Source organism: Mycolicibacterium sp. P4_G11 (assembly GCF_056555145.1).
The window spans coordinates 33357-56368 of the sequence record NZ_JBFUJW010000014.1 but is presented as its reverse complement, the minus strand read 5'-3'; the positions used below and the strand labels follow the sequence as shown (position 1 = coordinate 56368).

At 66.2% G+C, this 23012-nt stretch carries 24 protein-coding genes; 11 read left to right on the top strand and 13 right to left on the bottom strand.

Annotated features, from left to right (window positions below):
• Positions 1-7 precede the first annotated feature (7 nt).
• Complete coding sequence (locus tag AC1U2B_RS26075) at positions 8-610, bottom strand: TetR/AcrR family transcriptional regulator (protein ID WP_260936413.1); 603 nt, start codon at positions 608-610, stop codon at positions 8-10.
• Between the two features lie 197 nt (positions 611-807).
• On the opposite strand from AC1U2B_RS26075, the gene AC1U2B_RS26070 reads away from it, so the two are divergent.
• Complete coding sequence (locus AC1U2B_RS26070; protein ID WP_480219067.1) at positions 808-1407, top strand: hypothetical protein; 600 nt, start codon at positions 808-810, stop codon at positions 1405-1407.
• Here AC1U2B_RS26070 and AC1U2B_RS26065 read toward each other — a convergent pair.
• The 3 genes from AC1U2B_RS26065 to AC1U2B_RS26055 are packed head-to-tail and all read right to left on the bottom strand — an operon-like array spanning position 1404 to position 4608.
• Positions 1404-2927 carry a DUF4153 domain-containing protein gene (locus tag AC1U2B_RS26065; RefSeq protein WP_480219066.1) on the bottom strand — a complete coding sequence of 508 codons (1524 nt, stop codon included), beginning with the start codon at positions 2925-2927 and terminating at the stop codon, positions 1404-1406. The two genes, AC1U2B_RS26070 and AC1U2B_RS26065, sit on opposite strands and share 4 nt — an antisense overlap.
• Positions 2924-3946: a HAMP domain-containing sensor histidine kinase gene (locus AC1U2B_RS26060; RefSeq protein WP_480219065.1), complete on the bottom strand. Its 1023-nt coding sequence runs from the start codon at positions 3944-3946 to the stop codon at positions 2924-2926. Before AC1U2B_RS26060 ends, AC1U2B_RS26065 begins: the two co-directional genes overlap by 4 nt.
• Positions 3943-4608, bottom strand: a complete 666-nt coding sequence (locus AC1U2B_RS26055) for a response regulator transcription factor (protein ID WP_480219064.1) — start codon at positions 4606-4608, stop codon at positions 3943-3945. Before AC1U2B_RS26055 ends, AC1U2B_RS26060 begins: the two co-directional genes overlap by 4 nt.
• Positions 4609-4956: 348 nt before the next feature.
• Here AC1U2B_RS26055 and AC1U2B_RS26050 point away from each other — a divergent pair, with 348 nt between their 5' ends.
• Positions 4957-6198, top strand: coding sequence for a CaiB/BaiF CoA transferase family protein (locus tag AC1U2B_RS26050; RefSeq protein ID WP_043399966.1), 1242 nt, complete (start codon positions 4957-4959; stop codon positions 6196-6198).
• 136 nt (positions 6199-6334) lie between these two features.
• Here the strand turns inward: AC1U2B_RS26050 and ipdF are convergent, their stop codons facing one another.
• Positions 6335-7123: a (5R,7aS)-5-hydroxy-7a-methyl-1-oxo-2,3,5,6,7,7a-hexahydro-1H-indene-carboxyl-CoA reductase gene (gene ipdF, locus AC1U2B_RS26045; protein WP_480219063.1), complete on the bottom strand. Its 789-nt coding sequence runs from the start codon at positions 7121-7123 to the stop codon at positions 6335-6337.
• Entirely contained in the window at positions 7123-8271 is a 1149-nt protein-coding gene (gene ipdE1, locus AC1U2B_RS26040; protein WP_043399972.1) for an acyl-CoA dehydrogenase IpdE1, read from the bottom strand. Before ipdE1 ends, ipdF begins: the two co-directional genes overlap by 1 nt.
• A gap of 191 nt (positions 8272-8462) precedes the next feature.
• Here ipdE1 and AC1U2B_RS26035 point away from each other — a divergent pair, with 191 nt between their 5' ends.
• From AC1U2B_RS26035 to AC1U2B_RS26015, 5 genes are all read left to right on the top strand, one after another.
• Complete coding sequence (locus AC1U2B_RS26035) at positions 8463-9587, top strand: acyl-CoA dehydrogenase family protein (protein WP_480219062.1); 1125 nt, start codon at positions 8463-8465, stop codon at positions 9585-9587.
• A 14-nt stretch (positions 9588-9601) separates the two neighbouring features.
• Positions 9602-10567: an acyl-CoA dehydrogenase family protein gene (locus tag AC1U2B_RS26030; protein WP_480219061.1), complete on the top strand. Its 966-nt coding sequence runs from the start codon at positions 9602-9604 to the stop codon at positions 10565-10567.
• A 2-nt stretch (positions 10568-10569) separates the two neighbouring features.
• Positions 10570-11508: an acyl-CoA dehydrogenase IpdE2 gene (gene ipdE2 / locus AC1U2B_RS26025; protein WP_480219060.1), complete on the top strand. Its 939-nt coding sequence runs from the start codon at positions 10570-10572 to the stop codon at positions 11506-11508.
• Between the two features lie 25 nt (positions 11509-11533).
• Positions 11534-12700: a pyridoxal phosphate-dependent aminotransferase gene (locus AC1U2B_RS26020; protein WP_480219059.1), complete on the top strand. Its 1167-nt coding sequence runs from the start codon at positions 11534-11536 to the stop codon at positions 12698-12700.
• 78 nt (positions 12701-12778) lie between these two features.
• Positions 12779-13594: an Abi-alpha family protein gene (locus AC1U2B_RS26015; protein ID WP_110788953.1), complete on the top strand. Its 816-nt coding sequence runs from the start codon at positions 12779-12781 to the stop codon at positions 13592-13594.
• Between the two features lies 1 nt (position 13595).
• Here AC1U2B_RS26015 and AC1U2B_RS26010 read toward each other — a convergent pair whose 3' ends face one another.
• Genes AC1U2B_RS26010 through hsaA form a run of 4 tightly spaced genes read right to left on the bottom strand, consistent with a single transcriptional unit; the run spans position 13596 to position 17656 of the window.
• On the bottom strand, positions 13596-14927 hold the full coding sequence (locus AC1U2B_RS26010; RefSeq protein WP_043399982.1) for an MFS transporter: 1332 nt from the start codon (positions 14925-14927) through the stop codon (positions 13596-13598).
• Positions 14928-14934: 7 nt separating this feature from the next.
• Positions 14935-15501 (bottom strand): 3-hydroxy-9,10-secoandrosta-1,3,5(10)-triene-9,17-dione monooxygenase reductase subunit, encoded by a 567-nt coding sequence (hsaB, locus tag AC1U2B_RS26005; RefSeq protein WP_043399985.1) that lies wholly within the window; start codon positions 15499-15501, stop codon positions 14935-14937.
• Positions 15502-15547: 46 nt separating this feature from the next.
• Positions 15548-16450 (bottom strand): iron-dependent extradiol dioxygenase HsaC, encoded by a 903-nt coding sequence (gene hsaC, locus AC1U2B_RS26000; protein WP_480219058.1) that lies wholly within the window; start codon positions 16448-16450, stop codon positions 15548-15550.
• 15 nt (positions 16451-16465) lie between these two features.
• Complete coding sequence (gene hsaA, locus AC1U2B_RS25995) at positions 16466-17656, bottom strand: 3-hydroxy-9,10-secoandrosta-1,3,5(10)-triene-9,17-dione monooxygenase oxygenase subunit (protein WP_133763993.1); 1191 nt, start codon at positions 17654-17656, stop codon at positions 16466-16468.
• Positions 17657-17810: 154 nt separating this feature from the next.
• On the opposite strand from hsaA, the gene AC1U2B_RS25990 reads away from it, so the two are divergent.
• Positions 17811-18872 (top strand): 2Fe-2S iron-sulfur cluster-binding protein, encoded by a 1062-nt coding sequence (locus tag AC1U2B_RS25990; protein WP_480219057.1) that lies wholly within the window; start codon positions 17811-17813, stop codon positions 18870-18872.
• A gap of 22 nt (positions 18873-18894) precedes the next feature.
• On the top strand, positions 18895-19467 hold the full coding sequence (locus AC1U2B_RS25985; RefSeq protein WP_260971764.1) for a hypothetical protein: 573 nt from the start codon (positions 18895-18897) through the stop codon (positions 19465-19467).
• 53 nt (positions 19468-19520) lie between these two features.
• Here AC1U2B_RS25985 and AC1U2B_RS25980 read toward each other — a convergent pair whose 3' ends face one another.
• A complete protein-coding gene (locus AC1U2B_RS25980) occupies positions 19521-19979 on the bottom strand; it encodes a MarR family winged helix-turn-helix transcriptional regulator (RefSeq protein WP_480219056.1) in 459 nt (152 codons plus the stop codon).
• 37 nt (positions 19980-20016) lie between these two features.
• Between AC1U2B_RS25980 and AC1U2B_RS25975 the strand changes: the two genes are divergently transcribed.
• Positions 20017-20829, top strand: a complete 813-nt coding sequence (locus AC1U2B_RS25975) for an amidohydrolase family protein (protein ID WP_480219055.1) — start codon at positions 20017-20019, stop codon at positions 20827-20829.
• On the opposite strand, the gene AC1U2B_RS25970 is transcribed toward AC1U2B_RS25975, so the two are convergent.
• On the bottom strand, positions 20790-21278 hold the full coding sequence (locus AC1U2B_RS25970) for an Rv1443c family protein (protein WP_480219054.1): 489 nt from the start codon (positions 21276-21278) through the stop codon (positions 20790-20792). The genes AC1U2B_RS25975 and AC1U2B_RS25970 overlap by 40 nt on opposite strands.
• A gap of 83 nt (positions 21279-21361) precedes the next feature.
• Between AC1U2B_RS25970 and AC1U2B_RS25965 the strand changes: the two genes are divergently transcribed.
• Positions 21362-21979, top strand: a complete 618-nt coding sequence (locus AC1U2B_RS25965) for a TetR/AcrR family transcriptional regulator (RefSeq protein WP_480219053.1) — start codon at positions 21362-21364, stop codon at positions 21977-21979.
• 10 nt (positions 21980-21989) lie between these two features.
• Here AC1U2B_RS25965 and AC1U2B_RS25960 read toward each other — a convergent pair whose 3' ends face one another.
• Entirely contained in the window at positions 21990-22994 is a 1005-nt protein-coding gene (locus AC1U2B_RS25960) for a bile acid:sodium symporter family protein (RefSeq protein ID WP_480219052.1), read from the bottom strand.
• Between the last annotated feature and the right edge of the window lie 18 nt (positions 22995-23012).

Sequence of the window (23012 nt, the reverse complement as noted above, 5' to 3'; positions counted from 1 at the left end):
CAAGGTGTTACGGCGTTACCGCGACACCGCCGAGCACAATGTTCAGGTAGTGCCGACCCACGTCCTCGGCGGTCAACTTGCCGCCCGGCTGGTACCAGCGCACCGAGACCCACGTGGTGTCACGGATGAACCGGTACACCAGGTCGACGTTCAGGTCGGACCGGAAAACGCCTTCCGCCATTCCCTGCTTCAGGACGTCGACCCACATCTTGCGCTGCTCGCGATTGCGCTCGTCGACGAAGCCGAACTGCGGCAGGATGCCCAGCCGCTTGGCCTCGTCCTGGTAGATGACGACCTGCGCGTGCCGGTGCTCGATGGCGTCGAAGGACGCCATGAAAAGACCTTTGAAGCGCTCCAGCGGATCAGGCTCGGTGGCGATGATCTGCTCGTACCGGGTGAACAACCAATCAAGGAAGTCCCGCATGACCTCTTCGACCATCTGTTCCTTCGATTTGAAGTGATGGTAGAGACTGCCTGACAGGATGCCGGCCGAGTCTGCGATGTCCCGGACAGTGGTTGCCTTCAGCCCACGCTCAGCGAACATCGCCGCGGCGAGCACGAGAAGCTCGTCGCGCCTGCTCGCGGGCTGACTGGGCGGTGAAGACGCCATCCCGACAGCATAGCAACCAAGCGCTTGTTAGGTCGATTGTGGTGGCGAGTGAGTGTCACCACTGCGTGGGACAGATTCTCCCCCACCAACCCCGTTCCCCGCCGAACGTGAACTTGATGGCCAAAAATCGCCGAAATCTCGCCAACTTCCTCACGTTCGGCGAGGTAGCGGGGCCATAGGCTGACGAGGTGGGGGACGTGGCTTTCGGGGTGGCTGTTATCGGGCTTGTCGTCATGGCCTTCGCCGCCTTCCGAGACGACAAGGATTACGCACGTCCGACCTTCTGGACCGGCGCGGCGATCACTACTGCGGCCGCTATTGCCATCGGCCTACCGCGGGGCTGGACTGAAACCCTCGGTGGGATCGCATTCTCAGCGGGCTGCATCTGGTTCATCGCGTACATCCACACGCGCTTCATTACATTCGGCGGCAGAACCTGGACGTTCTACAGCGAGGAACGTCAGCCCTACGGCTCGCACGTCAGCACGCCGAAGATGTGGTGGGTGTTTGTATTGGCGGCAATCGTCTTCTCGTATCCGGTATATGCCTTCGCAAATAGCCGCGGCCACGATTGGGAATTGGTTGCCTATGTCGCGATCGCGCCACTCGCGGGCGCACGCTTCGGCTACCTCGACCGACTTCTGAACAACCCAGTAGCCGCTGGCCAATACCTACAGTTCGCGTTTCTCTCGATCCTGACGGTCGGACTCTTCCCCGCCGGCTACCTGGCGATGTACTACGGCGGGCGGCGCTTCATCGCGAAACAACAAGAGCACGGCCGACATTCGCGCCGCTAGTCGCGGTATGACCAGTACTGGTCGCAGTAATCGGGCAGGTCGGTGCCGACCGGCCTGTCCGCGTTCGATCGGGAGAGGTTGAACAGGTACCACGGGTCGTCGTGCGCGCGGTCTGCTCGCACGCAGGCGCGGAAACGCTCGGGCAATCGGTGCAGCGCGGGATCGATGTCCGACGACAGCCGGGACAGGTACTCGGCATCGAGTTGGCCGGTCTGCTCGAAGCGGTCGATGTTGCGATCAGCGACGAGGCGCTCGGGATTGAGTGCCGCCAACCCCAGCAGCGCCACGACCCCGGCCGCCAGCACGGCGTGCGGCAACCAGCGTCCAGACATTCGCACTCCCGCCACGGCGACCAGTAGGAACACGGCACCCAACCAGAGTTCGATGGTGATCACCATCAACCGGTCGGTGCTGAATCCGTAGGCCTGCTGATACAGCCACATCCGGTGGATCGCCGAGATCACCACGACAACCGAAGTGGCGCAAAGGATTCCGGCCAACACCCGAAGAACGCGGCGGTCACCGGCGGTCACGCGCCCCGCGACCCGGATCACCACGCTCAGCACCAACAGGGTCAGCGCCGACACCCACAACAACTGCCAGAAGCCCTGCCGCGCGTACTCGGCGTACGTCAGCCCCTCGGTTTCCAGCACGTGGGTATGACCGCCGAACAGCACCGCGGCCTGCACCGCCACGAACGCGATGAACAGCGCGTCGAGCACCCCGAGCGGCACCGCCCACTCCCAGCGCGGCACCGGCTTCATCGGCTTGGGTGCGAGGACATCCAGCCGCGGCGCGAACCGCGTCAGATAGGCGCCGCCCAGGACGAACGCCGCCACCATGCCGAAGACCACGATGCGGGCGACGACGTCGACACCGTCGAAGCGCGGCACCAGCTTGCCCACCAGATGCGCGAAAGCGGCGTCCGCCGAGGCGAACAGCGCACCGAACACCAATGTCAGCAGCACGGTGAGCCCGATGACGGCGGCAACGCGAACCGGGTTGGCGATACCTACCCGGCCCGACACTCCGCGTCGCGCCCAACCGAGGACGCGAACCGGCAGCGCCCATGCCAGGAACGGGCCGGTCACGACGGCGGTCCAGGTGCGCCCACCGAACAACGTGCACCATCCGACGATCCAGGCCGCCATGATGCACAGCACGCCCAGCCAGTCAGCGGCCAGTAGCGCGGGCACTGCAAGTAGCGCCAGGGTCAGCGCCACGCCGACCCACTCGGTGCGCGTCGGGCGACGCCCGGCAGTGCCGTACACGACGGCGAAGACCATCACGCCAACGACGAGGTAGCCGATGCTCAGCGACGACGGCCGCCACAACGCGGTGCCGAGCAGACCGGCCACCACGGCAAGCAGGACGACCCGATGTGGCGCTGCCGCCAGCGGGCTGATCGGCCAGACCCGCCGCGGCAACATCGTCCAGCCGGGTTCACCGCGGCGTGGCAGCGCCGGCCCGATCAGCGGCGGAACCATCGGCTGCCCTGGGTAACCCATCAACGTCGTCATGCCGACTGCTCCTCTGATTCCGGAATGCTCACCCTGAAGCGGCATCCCACTTTCGTCTCCGCCACGTCGATGACGCCGCCGTGCAATTCGACTGCCCAGCGGGCGATCGCCAGGCCCAGACCGGTGCCGCCGTCAGAGGTGGCACCGCGGGTGAATCGTTCGAAGACCCGCTCGCGCTCCGCCGACGCGATACCCGGGCCTTGATCGGCCACCTCGAGCCGCAAGTCTGATGCCTCGCGGGTCGCGCGCACCGTCACACTGCCGCCTGCCGGGCTGTGCCGAATCGCGTTGTCCACCAGGTTGACCACCACCTGCCGTAACCGTGCCGGATCAGCCAGTGCCGTCAGCCCCGGCGGAGACACCTCGACCACCACCGGCACGTCACCCGCCGATACCGACACGTGCTCGACAGCCGCGCGCAGGAACGCGTCCACATCAAACCGACTGATCTGCAATGGAATTGCCCCGCCTTCAAGCCGGGACAGGTCCAGCAGATCGGTCACCAGTTCGCCGAGGCGCTCGGTCTGAGACAGCGCCAACCGCATGGTCTGCGCGTCGGGTTCGACCACCCCGTCCACCACGTTCTCCAGCACCGCCTGCAATGCGGTGATGGGCGTGCGCAGTTCGTGGGATACGTTGCCGATCAGCCCGCGCCGGTACTCGTCGGCGGCGCCGAGATCAGCTGCCATCTGATTGAATGCCGTTGCCAGCTGGCCGATTTCATCGCGTGAGGTGGCTCGGACCCGAATGCTGTAGTCGCCCTTGGCCATTGCTCGGGCCGCGGCGGTCATCTGCCGCAGCGGAGAGGTCATGCCGTGCGCCAGAAACTGGGTGAACAGCAGTGAGGTCAGCAGTGCGGACAGCAGCGCGTACCGGAACTGCCAACTCGCGCCGATCCAGAAGGTGAACGAAGCCAACAGGATTGCCCCACCCACCAGCAGGCCCATCTTGACCTTGAAGGACGCGAACGGGTCCAACGGTCTGGGTAGTCGGTCCCACAGTTCGCCAAGGGCGCTCACCGCGGCACCTCGAGGGCATAGCCAACTCCGTGGACGGTCCGGATCAGTTCCGCACCGAGCTTGCGGCGCAACGCCTTGACGTGGCTGTCGACCGTGCGTGTCTCGGCCCCCGACCCCCAGCCCCAGACGTGTTCCAGCAGCGTCTCCCGGGCCACCGCGGCCCGGGGACGTCCGGCGAGGAAGGCCAGCAGATCGAATTCGGTTCGGGTGAGATGGATTTCGGTGTCTCCCTGGTGCACGCGACGCTCGGCGAGATCGATTCGGTACTCCCCCACTGACAGCGGCTGGTCTCCGGTTGCCCGGTCCACGCGACGCAGCAACACCCGCACCCGCGCAACCAGCTCGCGCATGCTGAACGGTTTGGTCAGATAGTCGTCGGCTCCGATCCCCAGACCGATCAACATGTCGGTCTCGTCGGTGCGCGCGGTCAACATGAGCACCGGCACCGGACGCCCCGCCTGGATGCGCCGGCACACCTCCAGCCCGTCAAAGCCGGGCAGCATGACATCCAGCACCACCAGGTCGGGCTGCGTCGCTGCCGCTGCAGCCACCGCCGAGGGCCCATCGACGGCCGTCTCCACCTGGAACGATTCGGCACGCAGCCGGGTCGCGACCGAGGACAGGATGGTCGGCTCGTCGTCGACCACCAGGATTCGCTTCACGCTTTACGACTGTAAGCGCGGTTTGTGGGGCTTACCGGCAGCGATTGTGAAGAAACTGTGCAGATATATAGCGAGTGCTGGCGATTCAGACGCCATCGCAACAGCGTGGAAACCAAGCGCTTGCTAGGGTAGGTCGGGCCGGTGTTGACTTGGCCACCACGTACACAAAGATCGACTGCTCACAGGGGTCGCGCACGTTGAGGCGATCGCGGCCCTGAGAGCGGGCGAGGTCACACGCGCGGTTCTCGACCGCGACCGATAGATGGGGTGCGTAAAGCGTCGGGCGCTTCGATTCGAGCCCTATGCTTGCGCGCAGCACGACTTGAAATGGATGAGTAGCAGGAGATCATGAGCACGACACAGCGTGCCCTGGAGGGTATCCGGGTCATCGACATGACCCGCGTCTTCGCCGGCCCGATCAGCGCGCAGATACTGGGCGACCTCGGCGCTGACGTCATCAAGGTGGAGCGACCGGGCAGCGGTGACGAAGGGCGCGGTTACGGTCTTGCCTCGGTCGAGGGCAAGGACGGCAAGGACCTTCGCCAGTCCGGCTTCTTCACCGCGTCGAACCGCAACAAGCGGTCGATCACGGTCAACCACTCCAAGCCGGAGGGGCAGGACATCCTGCGTGCCCTGGTCAAGACCGCGGACATCCTGATCGAGAATTACAAGGTCGGCGACCTCAAGCGGTTCGGGCTGGACTACGAGAGCCTGAAGGCGATCAATCCCCGCCTCATCTACTGCTCGATCACCGGCTTTGGCCAGACCGGGCCAATGGCGGCGCGCGCGGGCTACGACGGGTTGTTCCAGGCGAGCGGCGGCATGATGGCCGTGACCGGCATCCCCGAAGGCCAACCCGGCGCGGGGCCAGTGAAAGCCGGTCCCAGCCTCGTCGATTTCGTGACCGGCCACAACAGCGCCATCGCGATCCTCGCCGCGCTGAACCATCGCAACAACACCGGCGAGGGCCAGCACATCGACATGGCGCTGCTCGACAGTTCCGTGGCGATGATCTGCCACATCATGCAGGACTATCTGATCAGCGGCGTCCAGGCGGAGCGTCTGGGCAATGGCGGCAACGGCGGCGGCCCCGCCGACCTCATCCATGCGCGCGACGGCATGACGTACATCACGGCCGGGAGCGACGCTCACTGGCGGCGCATGTCGGAGTTGATGGGCCAGCCCGAGCTCTACGCCGACCCGCGCTTCGACACCAACGCCAAGCGGGCCAAGATCAATCGCGCGGAGTTGATCGACATCATCAACGTGTGGAGCCGGCAGTTCACGACGGAGGAGCTCCAGGCGAAGTTCGACAGCGTGGGCATCCCGGCCGCGCGCTATAACGATCTGGCGGAGGTCTGGGAAGATCCGCAGGTGCAGCACCGGGGCCTGCGCGCGACGACGCCGCATGCATGGGCCGCCGCCGGATCGGTCGACCTGATCGGCAGCCCGCTGGCGGGTATGGGTGCCACGCCAGCGACGATCCGCCTCGCGCCGCCAGTGATCGGCGAGCACAACGCGGAGATACTCGGTGAACTGGGCTATGACGCGGCGCGGATCGCGGGCTTGCAGGAGCAGGCGATCATCTGATCGAGAGGGTCCGCCACCACGTCAGGCTCGCGAGATCGCGAGCCAGCCGCACATGAAAATGCCCGCCTAATTGCGGCAACATTGTCGCAATCGGGCGGGCAAGTGCATATATCCGAACCTCGCGGCCGGATGAAAACTACGCCCGCTGGCTCGACACCGAAATGATCTCGCCGGTCAGGTAGCTGGAGTAGTCGCTGGCCAAATACGCGATGGTGGTGGCGATTTCCCACGGCTCGGCGGCACGGCCGAAGGCCTCGTCGGAGGACAGCCGGTTCAGCAGCTCGGCATCGGCCGACTTCTCCAGGAACTTGTGCCGCGCGATGCTCGGGGACACCGCGTTGATCCGCACCCCGTACTCGACGGCTTCGATTGCGCTGCAACGGGTCAGCGCCATGACGCCGGCCTTGGCCGCGGCGTAGTGCGACTGCGAGTGCTGCGCGCGCCAACCCAGCACGCTGGCGTTGTTGACGATCACACCGCCGTGCTCGACGCCGCGGAAGTACCGCAGTGCCGCACGGGTCGCCCGCATCACCGAGTTCAGGGTGACGTTGAGGACGCGGTCCCACTCGTCGTCGGTCATGTCGACCAGCGGGGTCTCCCCGCCCAGGCCGGCGTTGTTGACCAGCACATCCAGCCGGCCCATCTTCTCGACGGCCGCGGTGATCAGGGCGTCGACGGCCTCGGTCGAGGTCACGTCGCAGACGACGGCCTCGACCTTGCCCAGGCCGAGTGCGGCCAGTTGGTCACGCGTTTCGTTGAGGCGACGCTCGTGGTAATCGGACACCACGACATCGGCGCCTTCCAGCAGCGCCCGACGGGCGGTGGACGAGCCGATGCCGGTGCCGGCGGCTGCCGTCACGAGGACGACCTTGCCCTTCAGGAGGCCGTGGCCCTCAACCTCGGTGGGAGCGATTGACAGATCCATCAGCCCTTGGCCTCTCGGGGTAGGCCGAGCACGCGCTCGGCGATGATGTTGCGCTGGATTTCGTTGGACCCGCCGTAGATGGTGTCCGAACGCGAGAACAGGTACAGGCGCTGCCACTCGTCGAACTCGCCGCCGGGCAGCGTCAGCCCGGCCATGCCCTGCACGTCCATGGCGATCTCGCCGAGCTCGCGATGCCAGTTGGCCCACAACAGCTTTGACACGTTGTCCTGACCGGGCTGCTCGACGTCCATGGTGGCCATCGCGTACGACCGCATGGCCTGCAGGCCGGTCCACGACTCGGTCAGCTTGTGCCGGATCAGCGGGTCATCGATGACGCCGGACGACTTGGCGACGCCGATCAGGCCTTCGAGTTCACGCTTGTAGCGGATCTGCTGGCCGAGCGTTGAAACACCGCGCTCGAAGGTCAGCGTCGCCATCGCCACGCCCCAGCCCTGACCGGGCTCACCGACGACCAGCGACGCGTCGCAACGGGCGTCGTCGAAGAACACTTCGTTGAACTCGGAGTCGCCGGTCAGCTGAACGATCGGACGGATCTCGACGCCCGGCTGGTCCAGCGGCACCAACAGGTAGGACAGGCCGTGGTGACGCTTTGAGCCCTTTTCGCTGCGCGCCACGACGAAGCACCACTGCGCCCAGTGCGCCAGCGAGGTCCACACCTTCTGGCCGTTGATGACCCATTCGTCGCCGACGAGTTCGGCCGAGGTCGAGACGTTCGCCAGGTCGCTGCCGGCGCCGGGCTCCGAATAGCCCTGGGCCCACAGTTCGGTGACGTTGAGGATGTTCGGCAGGAAGCGCTTCTTCTGCTCCTCGGTGCCGTACGCGATGAGCGTCGGGCCGAGCAGTTCCTCACCGAGGTGGTTGACCTTGTCCGGGGCGTCCGCCTTGGCGTACTCCTCATAGAAGGCGACGCGGTGCGCGACCGACAAGCCGCGGCCACCATGCTCCTCCGGCCAGCCCAGGCAGGTCAGGCCCGCCGCGGCCAGGTGCTGGTTCCACGCGCGTCGCTCTTCGTAAGCCTCGTGCTCCCGACCGGGGCCACCAAGGCCTTTCAGAGCTGCGAATTCACCGACGAGGTTGTCGGCAAGCCATTGCCGGACCTCAGCCCGGAACGTCTGGACCTCTATCACCCTTGTAGGCTAACCTACCAAGCACTTGCTTTGTTAGAGGGAGTTCCGATGAGTGGGTCCGACGGCACCCAGCAGCCTGGTCGGCAGACCCCACCGGAGACCTACACCAAAGAACATTTGGCTAACTTCAAGGCTCCGCGGTCAGGGCGAGCGAAGCGACGGGAAAGACAAACGGAGAGACGAGCCGGTAAATGGATCTGACATTCGACGACGAAACCGAGGAATTCCGGGCCGAGGTCCGCGACTTCTTGGCGTCCAACAGGGACAAGTTCCCCACCAAGTCCTACGACATCCGTGAAGGCTTCGAGCAGCACCGGGTCTGGGACAAGGTGCTGTTCGACGCCGGCCTGTCGGTCATCGCATGGCCCAAGGAGTACGGCGGCCGCGACGCCACCATGCTGCAGTGGGTGGTGTACGAGGAGGAGTACTTCAAGTCCGGCGCTCCCGGCCGGGCCTCTGCCAACGGCACCGCGATGCTGGCGCCGACACTGTTCGCGCACGGCACCCCGGAGCAGATGCAGCGGGTCCTGCCGAAAATGGCCTCCGGCGAAGAGATCTGGGCGCAGGCCTGGTCCGAGCCCGAATCCGGCAGCGACCTGGCCTCCCTGCGCTCGACTGCGACCAAGGTCGAGGGCGGCTGGAAGCTCAACGGCCAGAAGATCTGGAGCTCACGCGCTCCGTTCGGCGAGCGCGGCTTCGGCCTGTTCCGCTCCGACCCAGAAGCCCAGCGGCACAAGGGCCTCACCTACTTCATGTTCGACCTGAAGGCCGAGGGCATCACGGTCCGTCCGATCGCCCAGCTGGGCGGTGAGACCGGCTTCGGTGAGATCTTCCTCGACGACGTGTTCGTCCCCGACGAGGACGTCATCGGCCAGGTGCACAACGGCTGGACCGCCGCCATGAGCACGTCGAGCAATGAGCGCGGCATGTCGCTGCGCAGTCCGGCGCGCTTCGTCGCCCCTGCCGAACGCCTTGTCGCGCAATGGAAGGTCGACCAGAACCCGGCCTATGCCGAGCGCGTGGCCGACGCCTGGATCAAGGCTCAGGCCTATCGTCTGCACACCTTCGGCACCGTCACGCGGCTGGCCAGCGGTGGCGAACTGGGCGCCGAGTCCTCGGTGACCAAGGTGTTCTGGTCCGAGCTGGACGTCGCCCTGCACCAGACCGCGCTCGACCTGCGCGGCGCCGACGCCGAGCTGTACGACCACTGGACCGAGGGATTGCTGTTCGCCCTGGGCGGCCCGATCTACGCCGGTACCAACGAAATTCAGCGCAACATCATCGCCGAGCGCCTGCTGGGCCTGCCCCGCAAATAAGAGAGATTCAGACCGTGTTCTTTGAATTGGACGAATCGCAGCGCGATTTCGCTGCGAGCATCGATGCCGCGTTGGGTGCCGCCGATGTCCCCGCCGCGGTGCGCGCGTGGGGCGGGGTCGAGAAGGCGGCCGACGCCGCCCCCGGCCGCAAGGTCTGGTCGACGCTGGCCGACCTGGGCGTCACCGCACTGAACGTGCCGGAGGAATTCGACGGCATCGGCGCGCATCCGGTGGATCTGGTTGTCGCCCTTGAGCGTCTGGGCTACTGGGCCGTGCCCGGTCCGGTCGCCGAATCCATTGCGGTGGCCCCGGTGCTGCTGGCATCGGATAAGCGTTCGGAAGGGCTGGCTTCCGGTGAGCTCATCGCCACGGTGGCCCAGCCGCCGCTGGCCCCGCGGGCCGTCGATGCCGACACCGCCGGCCTGATCCTGCTGGCCTCCGATGGTCAGGTGCAGGACGCGACCATCGGTGCTGAGCACCAGTCCGTCGACCCGGCCCGCCATCTGTTCGACGTGACCGCCACCGGCGAGGCCCAACCGGCCGACACCGCAAAGGCTTTCGAGTTCGGTGCGCTGGCCACCGCCGCGCAGCTGGTCGGCGCCGGTCAGGCGATGCTCGACATGGCTGTCGAGTACGCCAAGCAGCGCACTCAGTTCGGCACCGTGATCGGGTCGTACCAGGCCATCAAGCACAAGCTGGCCGACGTGCACATCGCCGTCGAGCTGGCCCGTCCGCTGGTCTACGGCGCTGCCCTGGCCCTGGCCGACGGCTCGCCCACACTGGCCCGCGACGTGAGCGCCGCCAAGGTCGCTGCCAACGAGGCCGCGCTGCTGGCCGCTCGCTCGTCGCTGCAGACCCACGGCGCCATCGGTTTCACGCAGGAACACGACCTGTCGTTGTTGCTGCTGCGCACCCAGGCGCTGCGTTCGGCGTGGGGCGATTCGACGTGGCACCGGACCCGCGTGCTGGAAGGACTGTGATTGTGAGCGAAGAACGGGAGATGCTGCGCGCCACCGTCGCAGCGCTGGTCGAGAAGCACGCGGGCCCTGAAGCGGTCCGGGCCGCTATCGAGTCCGAGAAGGGCTACGACGAGAACCTCTGGCAGCTGATGTGCGAGCAGGTCGGCGCCGCGGCGCTGGTCGTGCCCGAGGAGCTCGGCGGCGCCGGTGGCGAATTGGGCGACGCCGCAGTCGTGCTCGAGGAGCTGGCCAAGAACCTGGTCCCGACGCCGCTGCTCGGCACCACGCTGGCCGAACTGGCTCTGCTCACCGTCGGCGAGGAAGAGCCGCTCGAGGGCCTGGCCGAGGGAACCTCCATCGGCACAGTCGTTTTCGACGCCGGTTACGTCATCAACGGCGACGTCGCCGACGTGGTGATCGCCGCGCAGGACGGCCAGCTGATCCGCTGGACCGACAACACCGTCACCCCGGCCACCGCGATGGACCCGACCCGCCGGCTCGCCGCCGTGTCGCCCGGCAGCACCGCCGTCCTCGGTGCCGACCCCGGCCTGGCGGACACCGCGGCCATCCTGATGGCCGTCGAGCAGGTGGCAGCCGCGAGCCGCTGCCTGGACCTGACCGTCGCCTACTCCAAGGACCGCGTGCAGTTCGGCCGCCCGATCGGCAGCTTCCAGGCGCTCAAGCACCGGATGTCGGACCTGTACGTCAAGGTGTCGGCCGCCCGGTCGATCGTCAACGACGCCATCGCCGACCCGACGCCCACGAGTGCATCGCTGGCCCGGTATATGGCCACCGAAGCATTCAATGCCGTTGCCGGCGAAGCGATCCAGATGCACGGCGGCATCGCCATCACCTGGGAGAGCGACATCCAGTTCTACTTCAAGCGGGCGCACGGCAGTGCCCAGCTGCTCGGGTCGTCGCGGGAGCACCTGCGTCGCCTCGAAGCCGAAGTTCTGCTCTGACGTCGCCCTGCTTTAACGTCGAAGCATGACCAATCCGGTAGCTCTGCGCGCAGGCATTCCACCGTTCTATGTCATGGACGTGTGGCTGGCCGCGGCCGAGCGCCAGCGCAGCCACGGCGACCTGGTGAACCTGTCGGCGGGACAACCCGCCGCACAGGCACCGGCGCCCATCCGGGCCGCTGCCGCCGAGGCGCTGGCCAACGACAACCTCGGATACACCGTCGCCCTGGGCATTCCGGAGCTGCGTGAGGCGATCGCCAAGTCGTACCTCGACCGGTACGGCGTCGAGGTGGAACCGGACGCGGTCGTCATCACCACCGGGTCCACCGGCGGCTTCCTACTCGCGTTCCTGTCGTGCTTCGACGTCGGCGACCGCGTCGCGGTGGCCAGCCCGGGCTATCCCTGCTACCGAAACATCCTGTCGGCCTTGGGCTGTGAGGTCGTCGAAGTGCCCTGCGGCCCCGAAACCCGTTTCCACCCAACCATTTCCATGTTGGAGCAGCTGGACCCGCCGGTGAAGGGGCTGATCATCGCCAGCCCCAACAACCCGACGGGCACCGTGCTGCCGGCCGAGGATCTGGCCGCCATCGCCACCTGGTGCGACGACAACTCCGTGCAGTTGATCAGCGATGAGCTCTACCACGGCCTCATCTACGACGACGCGCCCGCGACCAGCTGCGCCTGGGAGACCTCGCGCAACGCCATTGTGGTGAACAGTTTTTCGAAGTACTTCGCCATGACCGGCTGGCGGCTGGGGTGGCTGCTGGTACCCGAGCCGCTGCGCCGGGCCGTCGACTGCCTGACCGGCAACTTCTCCATCTGCCCACCGACGCTGCCGCAGTACGCGGCCGTCGCGGCGTTCACGCCGGAGGCCATCGCCGAGGCCGACGCCTTGGTGCACCACTACGCGGAGAACAGGGCGCTGCTACTCGCCGGGCTGGCCGAGGTGGGTCTCGACAAGCTGGCACCGGCAGACGGCGCGTTCTACGTGTACGCCGACATCTCGAAGTACTCCACGGACTCGCTCGCGTTCTGCGAGAAGCTCCTGGCCGACACCGGTCTGGCGATCGCACCGGGCGTCGACTTCGACACCCAGCACGGCGGCTCGTTCGTGCGGTTGTCATTCGCCGGACCGAAGTCCGACATCGAAGAAGCGCTGCGCCGCCTGGGGCCCTGGCTCGCCGCCTCCTGACGTGCCTGTTGCCGGCCGCTGAGGCGTTTGCCACACAACCACCGAGATCAGACGGCAGCCCGGTACCATCGGTCCGCAATGTCCCAGGAAACCGACAACCCAGAACCGGAAGTTACTGACGACTTACCGGTGAACCGCGAGGGCCTAGAACGGCACGGCATCAAGCTGTCCACGCCCATCGGGGAGATCGCCATCGCGATCTCGACGCCGCGCGGTGGTTTGGCGATCCCGAAGCGATTCGATCCGCTCGGCCTGGCCAACCGCGCCCTCGGCGTCGCGAAGTTCGGTTTCAAGCTGGCGGCCTGGGGCGGCGAGCAGATTGCGATCGCGACCAAGACCACCGTCGAAGCCATCGAGATGTCCCCGGACCGCACCCCGGCGCCGGCGCCGCAGAAGCAGCAAAAGCAACCCGCCACCCAGTCACTGCACGGCAAGCTCGGCGGCCTGCTCGACCGCGCCCTGGATCAGAGCACTTCCGACGGTAAGACCGAGCTCTATCACCGACTGCTCGATCAGCTGGTGGCCGACGAGGCCCGCATCATCGGCGCGCTGTCCGACAACGAGTCGTCACCGCTGGTGAACATCTACCCCCGGAACCGCAGTGTCGCGACGCTGGAGAACGCGTGCCTCATCGGCCGCACCGCCAACGTCGCCCTGCCCCTGATGGTGCCGCAGTACGTCAGCCACCTGCTGGCGCTCGGGTTGGTCGAGACCGTCCCCGAGGACCCGGATCTGAAGGCCGACTACGAAATCCTCAGCGCGGAATCGATGGTGCTGAAGGCCATCAAGGACGCCTCGCGCGGCCCCTTCCCCGCGCGCGTGGAGAAGCTCGCGCTGCGACTGTCGGAACTGGGCCGCGGGCTGTGGGAAGCCGCGATGCAGGACGGGTCCTAGCTCACCCGACCACTGCTCGCTCGCTGTCGGCGCGGTCGACGTCGGCCAGATCGATCCCCTTGGTCTCCTTGGCGAACGCCAGCGCGACCAGCGTCACCACGCAGGCCCCCGCCAGATACAGCGCGATCGGCACCGATGAGTGGAAGTCCTTCAACAACCGCACCGCGATGATCGGCGCGAGTGAACCGGCGAAGATCGCCGTCACCTGATAGCCAAGGGACACACCGGAATAGCGCATCCGAGTCGGGAACATCTCGGACATCAATGCGGGTTGCGGCGCATACATGAAGGCGTGCGCCACCAGGCCCGCGGTGATCGCGCTCATGATGACGAAGTAGTGCTTGCTGTCCATCATCGGGAACGCGACGAAGCCCCAGACCGCGGTGAGCAGCGTCCCGATCAGGTACACGGGCCGGCGGCCGATGCGGTCGGAGAGCTTTCCCACCAACGGGATTGCCACCAGGTGCGCCGCGTGAGCCACCAGCAGGTACCACAGGATCAACGAAGTGCTCACGCCCGCATGCACTTTCAGATAGGTGATCGAGAACGTGACCACCAGGTAGTACATGATGTTCTCGGCGAACCGCAGACCCATGGCGGTCAGCACCTTGCCCGGGTAGTACCGGAGCACCTCCACCACGCTCAATGACGATGCCTTGAACGCCTCGGCTTCCTGTTGCGCCGCAACGAAAATCGGCGCATCGGTCACCTTGGTCCGGATGTAGTAGCCGACCAGCACCACCACCGCCGACAGCCAGAACGCCACCCGCCAGCCCCAGGACAGGAACTCCGATTCGGGCAGCGTCCCGGTCAGCGTCAGCAGCACGACGGTCGCCAGGATGTTGCCCACCGGCACCCCGGCCTGCGGCCAGCTGGACCAGAATCCCCGGCTCTGCGCGGGACTGTGCTCGGCGACCAGGAGCACCGCGCCGCCCCATTCGCCGCCGACCGCGAAGCCCTGAATGAACCGCAGTACCACCAACATGGTCGGCGCCCAATAACCGATCTGCCCGAAGGTCGGCAGGCAGCCCATCAGGAAGGTGGCCGAACCGACCAGCAACAGCGAGAACTGCAGCAGCGTCTTGCGGCCGAACTTGTCACCGAAGTGACCGAACACCACACCGCCGAGCGGGCGCGCGACGAAGCCCACCGCGTAGGTGACGAAGGCCGCGAAGATCGCGTCGAGATCGCTGCCGCTCTGCCCGAAGAACACCTTGCTGAACACGATCGTGGCAGCGGTGCCGTACAGGAAGAACTCGTACCACTCCACGACGGTGCCGGCCATGGAGGCCAGGACAACCCGCCGCAATCCGGACCGGATCGGCGCGCTCATGGCGCGACTATAGCCAGGTGTCCTCGGTTGTCGTGGTCAAGAACGCTTCCAAATCATCGCGCCATTGCGCCGGGGTGTTCTTGTCCGGCTCGATGCCGGTGTACTCGCCGCGGTAGAACAGCAGCGGACGGGGCTTGACCGCCGGGGGCTCAGACATCGACTGCACCGCGCCGAACACCACGAAGTGGTCGCCGCCGTCGTGCACGGAGTGCACCTCGCAGTCGATGTGCGCGAGCGTGCCGTCGAGCACCGGGGAACCCAATTCCGAAGGGCTCCAACCGATTCCGGCGAACTTGTCCTCGGCCCGGGAACCGAACTGCGCCGACACGTGCTGCTGGTTCTCGTGCAGCATGTTGACGCAGAACTTGCCGCTGGCCTCGATGGCTTTCCAGGCCCGCGAGTGCTTCGTCGGGCAGAACAGGACCAGCGGGGGATCCAGCGACAGCGCGGCGAACGACTGGCAGGCGAAACCGACCGGCACACCGTCATGCACGGTGGTGATGACGGTGATGCCGGTACAGAACTGCCCGAGCACATTTCGGAATGTGCGGGGGTCGATCTGGGTGTCGCTCATGTTCGATGCTCCTCGCGCAAGCGCTCGTCGCTCATGCCGCGCGAGCCTACTTGAACCCGACGCTGAAGTCGTGGCCCCACAGGCTGATGCCGACGCTCTCGCGGGCGATCCAGCTCTCGTCCTCGACTTCGAGTCCCTCGCAACCGAATTCCATGTCGAAGCCACCCGGCGTCTTCATGTAGAAGGACAGCATCTTGTCGTTGATGTGCCGACCCAACGTGGCCGACATCTTGACCTTCTTGCGGTTGGCGCGGTCCAGGCAGAGGCCGACGTCGTCGGAGTTCTCCACCTCGACCATCAGGTGCACGATGCCCGTCGGGTTGGGCATGGGCATGAACGCCAGCGCGTGGTGACGCGGGTTGCAGCCGTAGAAGCGCAGCCACACCGGGTCGCCATCGGCCGGGCGGCCCGCGATCTGCGGCGGCAGCCGCATCGAGTCACGCAGCCGGAAGCCCAGGACGTTCTGGTAGAACGCCTGAGCCGCGGCGTCGTCGTCGCAGGTCAGGACGACGTGCCCGAGGCCCTGCTCGGCAGTGACGAACTTGTGGCCGTAGGGGCTGACGAAACGACGACCCAGGTACTGGATGCCGTAGAACACCTCGAGGGTGTTGCCGGCGGGATCCTGGAAGCTGATCATGCCCTCGACCTTGCGGTCGAGCAGCTCGTCCTTGGTGCCCTCGGAGAAGGCGACACTATTCGCGGTCAGGGTTTCCTTCAGCTGCTCGAGGGCAGGCGCATCGGCGACCTCCCAGCCCGAGGCCAGCAGGCGGTCCTTCTCGCCCGGCACGATCACCAGGCGAGCCGCGACGTCGTCCATCCGCAGATAGAGAGCGTCAGGGTTGGTGCCCTCGCCCTCCATCATGCCGAGCACCTTGAGCCCGAACTCGCGCCAGGCCGCCATGTCGGTGGCCTCGATGCGCATGTAGCCGAGGGCCTTGATCACAGTCATTGACCGAATATCCCCTTAGACCATGGTGTCTGCGGGCGGCAGACCGAATTCGTTGTTGCCGAAGATCAGGTACGCCCGCTCGGGCTCGTTGGCGGCGTGCACCCGACCGGCGTGGGCGTCACGCCAGAAGCGCTGCAGCGGAGTGCCGTTGGCGAGCGCGGTGGCGCCGGCCGCCTCGAAGAGCCGGTCGACGGACGCGATGGCGCGGCCGGTGGCGCGCACCTGGTCGCGACGGGCGCGGGCCCGCAGCTCGAACGGAATCTCCTTGCCGGCGACCAGCAGGGCGTACTCGTCCGCGACGTTGCCGATCAGCTGACGCCACGCGGCGTCGATGTCGCTGGCGGCCTCGGCGATGCGGACCTTGGCGAACGGGTCGTCCTTGGACTTCTCACCGGCGAACGCCGCACGGACGCGCTTGCCCTGGTGCTCGACATGCGCGTCGTAGGCGCCGTAGGCCATACCGACGATCGGCGCCGAGATGGTGGTGGGATGCACAGTGCCCCACGGCATCTTGTAGACCGGGGCGGTGTTGGTCTGGTAGCCGCCGGCGGTGCCGTCGTTCATCGACTTGTACGACAGGAAGCGGTGGCGCGGCACGAAGACGTCCTTGACGACGACCGTGTTGCTACCGGTGCCACGCAGGCCGACCACGTTCCACACGTCGTCGATGGTGTACTCGGTGCGCGGGATCAGGAAGCTGCCGAAATCGACCGGGCGGCCGTCCTTGATCACCGGGCCGCCGAGGAACGCCCAAGTGGCGTGCTCCGAACCCGAGGACCAGTTCCAGGCGCCGTTGACGATGTAGCCGTCACCGGTCTCGGTCACGACACCCGCACCCATCGGCGCGTACGACGAGGAGATGCGGACGGTGGAGTCGTCGCCCCAGACGTCTTCCTGGGCCTGCTGATCGAACAGTGCCAGGTGCCAGTTGTGCACGCCGATGATCGACGCGACCCAACCGGTGGAACCGCAGGCGCTGGCGATGCGGCGGACCGCCTCGTAGAACTGCGTGGGATCGGCTTCGAGGCCGTCCCACTGGGCGGGCTGCAGCAGCTTGAAGAAGCCGATGTCGTTCAGACTGTCGATAGACTCCTGCGGCACCTGGCGCAGGTCTTCGGTCAGCTGTGCGCGCTCGCGCAGCACCGGCAACAGGTCGTCGATACCGGCCAGCACGGCCTGCACGTCGCGTTGTTCAATTGACGTCACGGATTGCCTCCCGGGGAGTGGTCATCTAGACAGAAGATTAGAACACGTTACGATTTGTGTCGAGCACGGCTCTTCTACAGCAGGTAGACCCGCAAAAGTGGGCTTCTATAACCTGTTCTAGTTACTGACCGTGGGCTGGCTTGAAAGAAGGGTGATGGTTGTGGACGAGCCGCTGGGCAGCCACGTGCTGGAACTTGTGGTGGCCGACGTCGTCGCAGAGACCGCCGACGCACGCGTGTTGGTGTTCAAGACGCCTGACGGCAGCGACATCCCGGCAGACCGGCTGAAGTACTCCCCCGGTCAGTTCCTGACCCTGCGCGTCCCCAGCACCCGCACCGGATCCGTCGCCCGCTGCTACTCGCTGTGCAGCTCGCCGTACTCCGACGAGGCGCTGACCGTCGCGGTCAAGCGCACCGCCGACGGCTACGCGTCGAACTGGCTGTGCGACAACGCGCACGTCGGCATGCGGATGCACGTGCTGGCGCCGTCCGGCACCTTCGTCCCCAAGAATCTGGACGCCGACTTCCTGCTGCTGGCCGGCGGTAGCGGCATCACCCCGATGCTGTCGATCCTCAAGTCCGCGCTGTCCGAGGGCACCGGCAAGGTGACGCTGTTCTACGCCAACCGCAATGAGAACTCGGTGATCTTCGGCAAGGCGCTGCGCGAGCTGACCTCGCTGTACCCCGACCGGCTGTCCGTCGTGCATTGGCTGGAGTCGGTGCAGGGGCTGCCCAACCCGACCATCCTGGCCACCCAGCTGGCGCCCTACGTCACGCGCGAGGCCTTCATCTGTGGCCCGGCGCCGTTCATGGCCGCCACCGAGGAAGCGCTGCTCAAATCCGGCGCCGACAAGAGCAATGTCCATCTCGAGGTGTTCCAGTCACTGGACTCCGACCCATTCGCAGCTGTCGTGCTCGCCGAAGATGACAGCGATGAGGGCCCAGCCACCGCAATCGTCACGCTCGACGGCGAGACGCACGAGCTGCGTTGGCCGCGCAATGCCGTACTGCTCGACGTGCTGCTCGACAAGGGACTGGACGCACCGTTCTCCTGCCGCGAGGGGCACTGCGGAGCGTGTGCGGTGCTGATGAAGAAGGGCGACGTCGACATGGCCATCAACGACGTGTTGGAGCCGTCCGACCTCGAAGAGGGCCTCATCCTCGGATGCCAAGCGGTGCCCAAGACGGATTCCGTCGAAGTCACCTACGACGAGTAGCGAACGGATTACTTTCTTGACTGTGAACCGGCTTACTGCAGCAAGCGCGGCCGCTGTGCTGACCGCGACCGCCCTGATGTCCCCCGTGACGGCTGCTGCCGCAGTCAACTCAGCGGACGCCTTCGTGCCGGTCGACGACGGCACCAAGATTCAGATTCACGTGACCGCGCAGTGCTCGGGAGGTGCGTGCACCTTCAACACCGCCACGAATCTGGTGGTCGGTGGCAATCCGGTTCCGCTGCCGCCTAATACCTGGGCGCGCGAGAACATCACGCTGCGCAGCGCCAACCGCGATGTGTACCAGGACGTCTCGTACAGCGCACCGACCGGCGCACCACCGATCAACCGCGGCTCGTGGAACGGCCCGGTGAACTCGCGGCAGCTCAAGTCCCACAACAGCGCGCTCGTGTCGGTGACCTTCAACGGTGGCGGCACGTTCGAAGAGTTCGCCGTCGATGGCACCTCGCTGCCGCTCGATGTCCGGACCGGTAGGCCGAACACCGAGGCCAATTTCATTGCCTGCGCGGACATTCAGGTCACCTACCCAGGGGTGAACCTCACCACGCCGACGGCCTGCGCCACCACCCACTTCTGAGTCGCCGAACGTGAAGTAGATCGCGAACTTTCGCGAGTTCTTCGCTATCTACTTCACTCTCGGCGGTCGGATTCGAGCAGCTTGCTCAGCCGTTGCAACGCGTCGACGACGCCATCGACATCGTCGACACCGATGGCCTCGTCGATGTAGCCGTTGACGGTCGCCAGCGCGGCATCCAGCCGGCGCAGGGCATCCGCGCCGGCGTCGGTGGGCCACAGTTCCCAGGCGCGGCCGTCGCTCTCGCTGGGACGGCGTTCGACGAACCCCGCCTTCTCGAGGCGTCCGACCATCGCGGTGACCGCCGACTCCCGCTGGCCGAGCTGCGCGGCGACGAGCGACTGCCGACACCCGGCATGGCTCGCGATCAGCATCAGCGCGGCAGCCTGCGCTGTGGTGATGCCGGCCTCTTCGACGAACAGCCGGTCGGCGGTGGTGCGCAGCCGCTGCGCGACGGTCTGCAGCTGGAAATACGCGCGCCGCCTGCCGGCCGGCGACCTGTTCTTCGAATTCACCCTTGCATTATTACTTCACTAGTGAAGTAATTGAGCGATGACACGAGTGATCGACGCGTGGTCCCAACAACCGAACGAGTTGTTCATGCGCCAGCCATGGCTGCAGCCGCTGCTGCGCTGGACGCGCCAAGAAGATCTACCGGCCCTGCCCATCGATGTCACGCTGAAAGCGATGGACGACGCCGGCGTCGAGAAGTCGCTGTTGTGCGCGTGGGTCGGGCCGTACGGCGCACTCATCGACAACGACGAGACGGCGGCACACGTCCGCGCGCACCCCGACCGATTCGCGGGCGTCGCCTCCGTGGACCTCACCCGTCCGGTCGAGGCGGTCCGTGAATTACGGCGTGCGGTAACCGATCTGGGCATGGTGGCCCTGCGCGTCGTCCCGTGGTTGTGGAACCTGCCACCGAACGACCGCCGCTACTATCCTCTGCTGCAGACCTGCGTCGAACTCGGCATCCCGTTCTGCACGCAGATCGGACACACCGGCCCACTGTGCCCGTCCGAGCCCGGCCGGCCGATCCCCTATCTGGAGACGGTGCTGCTCGAATTCCCGGAACTCGTGGTCATCGGCGGCCACGTCGGAGCACCGTGGATCGACGAAGTGTTGTTCCTGGCCAAGAAGTTTCCGAACTTCCACATCGACACCTCGGCCTACGCCGCGCACCGCCTGCCCCCGGCACTGGTGGACTACCTGAGCGGATCCGGCCGCACCCGAGTGCTTTTCGGGACCAACTGGCCGATGCTGTCCGCGCAGCGCTGCCTGGAACGACTCGACGAGTTGAACCTCGACGCCGAGGCGCGCGAACTCTATCTCGGCGGGAATGCGGCCCGGATTTTCGGCGTCTGATTCGTCGCCTGAGACCGAATCAGCTTGTGCCACCGGCGATGCCGGTAGCGGAAGATGCCGGCCGCGCCCAGCGCGACCACACCGGTGAACCACCCGGCATCGATGTCGATGGTGTCGGCGTACCGGCACCGCCGCGGGCCGATCGGCTCGGCGTGCAGGGTGTGATTCCACGACCTGATCCGCCCGCCGTACTCGTGGGTGCGAATGGTGTGTGTCGCCTCGTCGACCGACAACACCTCGATGGTGTGCCGGTAGGCGGGCAGCACGTGAAATGCCATGAGCCAGCCGGTCCCGCGCTCCCCCGCGTGTAGCGGATCGGTGCGGCCGGCGAGCGCCGGCACCCCGAACAGACCGCGGCACAGGTACAGGAAGGTCGCCGGCAGCTGCATGTCGCGCCATACGCGATCCAGGTCGGCGGCCAGCTCGGACTCGATGTACACCGTCTTCACGATGACGCTCCTTTGAGTTAGGGTCACCTAATCATCGACCGGCGAGATGCCGGTGACTACTCGCTTTCCGCGCGGAGGTGACCGTGGCACCACCGGATCGGTTTCGCGCCCGCAAGCAGCCGAAACAACAACGGTCTGCCGAGACCCGACAACGGATCCTCGATGCGGCTGCTCGCGTTTTCGCCGAGTTCGGCTACCGCGGCGGCACCACCAATCGCATTGCCGAGGCCGCGAACATCTCGATCGGCTCGCTCTACCAATACTTTCCGAACAAGGACGCGATCCTGGCCGCGCTCACCGATGCCCACATCGATGCCGGGGCGGCACTGCTGACGGCACGGGCGGCGGCGGGGGTACCACCCGCGCTCGAGGACCAACTTCGGCTGTTCACGCGCGCGACCATCGACAACCACCGGGACGATCCGCATCTGCACCAGGTGTTGTTCGCGGAGGCACCCCGGTCACCCGCGCTCCTGGCCCGGCTGCGCGATGCCGAAGAAACCGCGGTGGCGGCCGCATACGCTCTGCTCACCCGGCATCCCGAGGTTCACGTCCCCGATCTGAAATTCGCGGCCCGGATGACGGTCGCGACCATCGAGTCGCTAACCCACCGGCTCATTGCCTGCGCGCAGCCCGCCGACGCACAGCAGTTGGAGGATTCAATCGTCGCGATGCTCGCCGCATATCTGCGGGGCGACTGACGATTTCGGTTCAGCTCCGCGCGGCCGCGAGATCCTGTTCCGCCGCCGCGGCGTCGGCCTGACGTCCCCACCGAGCGGCCAATGTCGCGCAGGTGATGAGCTGAATCTGATGGAAGATCATCAGCGGCAACACAATCAGGCCCACCGGGTGGCCGGCGAACAGCACGGTGGCCATCGGTAACCCGGTCGCGAGGCTCTTCTTCGATCCACAGAAGATGATCACGATGCGGTCGGCGCGGTCGAACTTCAACAACCGCGCCACCCCAGCGGTGATGCCGAGCACCACCGCAAGCAACACCACGCTGACGGCGATCACCGCGAGCACATTGGTGACCTTCATTCCCGTCCAGATGTGTTCGGCCATACCGGCGCTGAACGCCGCGTACACGACGAGGTAGACCGAACCGCGGTCGACGACCTTCGAGAGGGTGGTGTGAGACAGCACCCGGTGCAGCTTGGACCGCAGCAGCTGACCGGCGAGGAACGGCAGCAACAGCTGCACGACGATCTCCAGGACGGAGTTCGCCGACACCGTGGCAGCGCCGGTGGTCTGCATCAGCAGGGTCACCAACAGCGGGGTGAGGAAGATGCCCAGCAGGTTCGAGGCCGATGCGCTCACGACAGCCGCCGCGACATTGCCACGGGCGATCGAGGTGAATGCGATGGACGACTGCACCGTGGACGGCAGCAGACACAGATACAGCATGCCGGTGTAGAGCTCGTCGGTGAGCACCGACGGCACCAGCAGCTTCATCGCCAGCCCGAGCAGCGGGAACAGGACAAAGGTCGCGGCCAGCACCGTGGTGTGCAGCCGCCAGTGCTTCAGCCCCTCGAGCGCCTCACGCGGGTGCAGGCGAGTGCCGTACAGCAGGAACAGCACGGCGATCGCGACCTTGGTCGCCGTCTCGACTGCCTGACCTGCGTCACCACGGGCCGGCAGCAGCACGCCGATGGCCATCGCCGCGAACAGCCCGAGCAGGAAGCCGTCGATGCGGAGCTTGGCGAGCAGGTTCACGGAAAGAACGTACTGCTC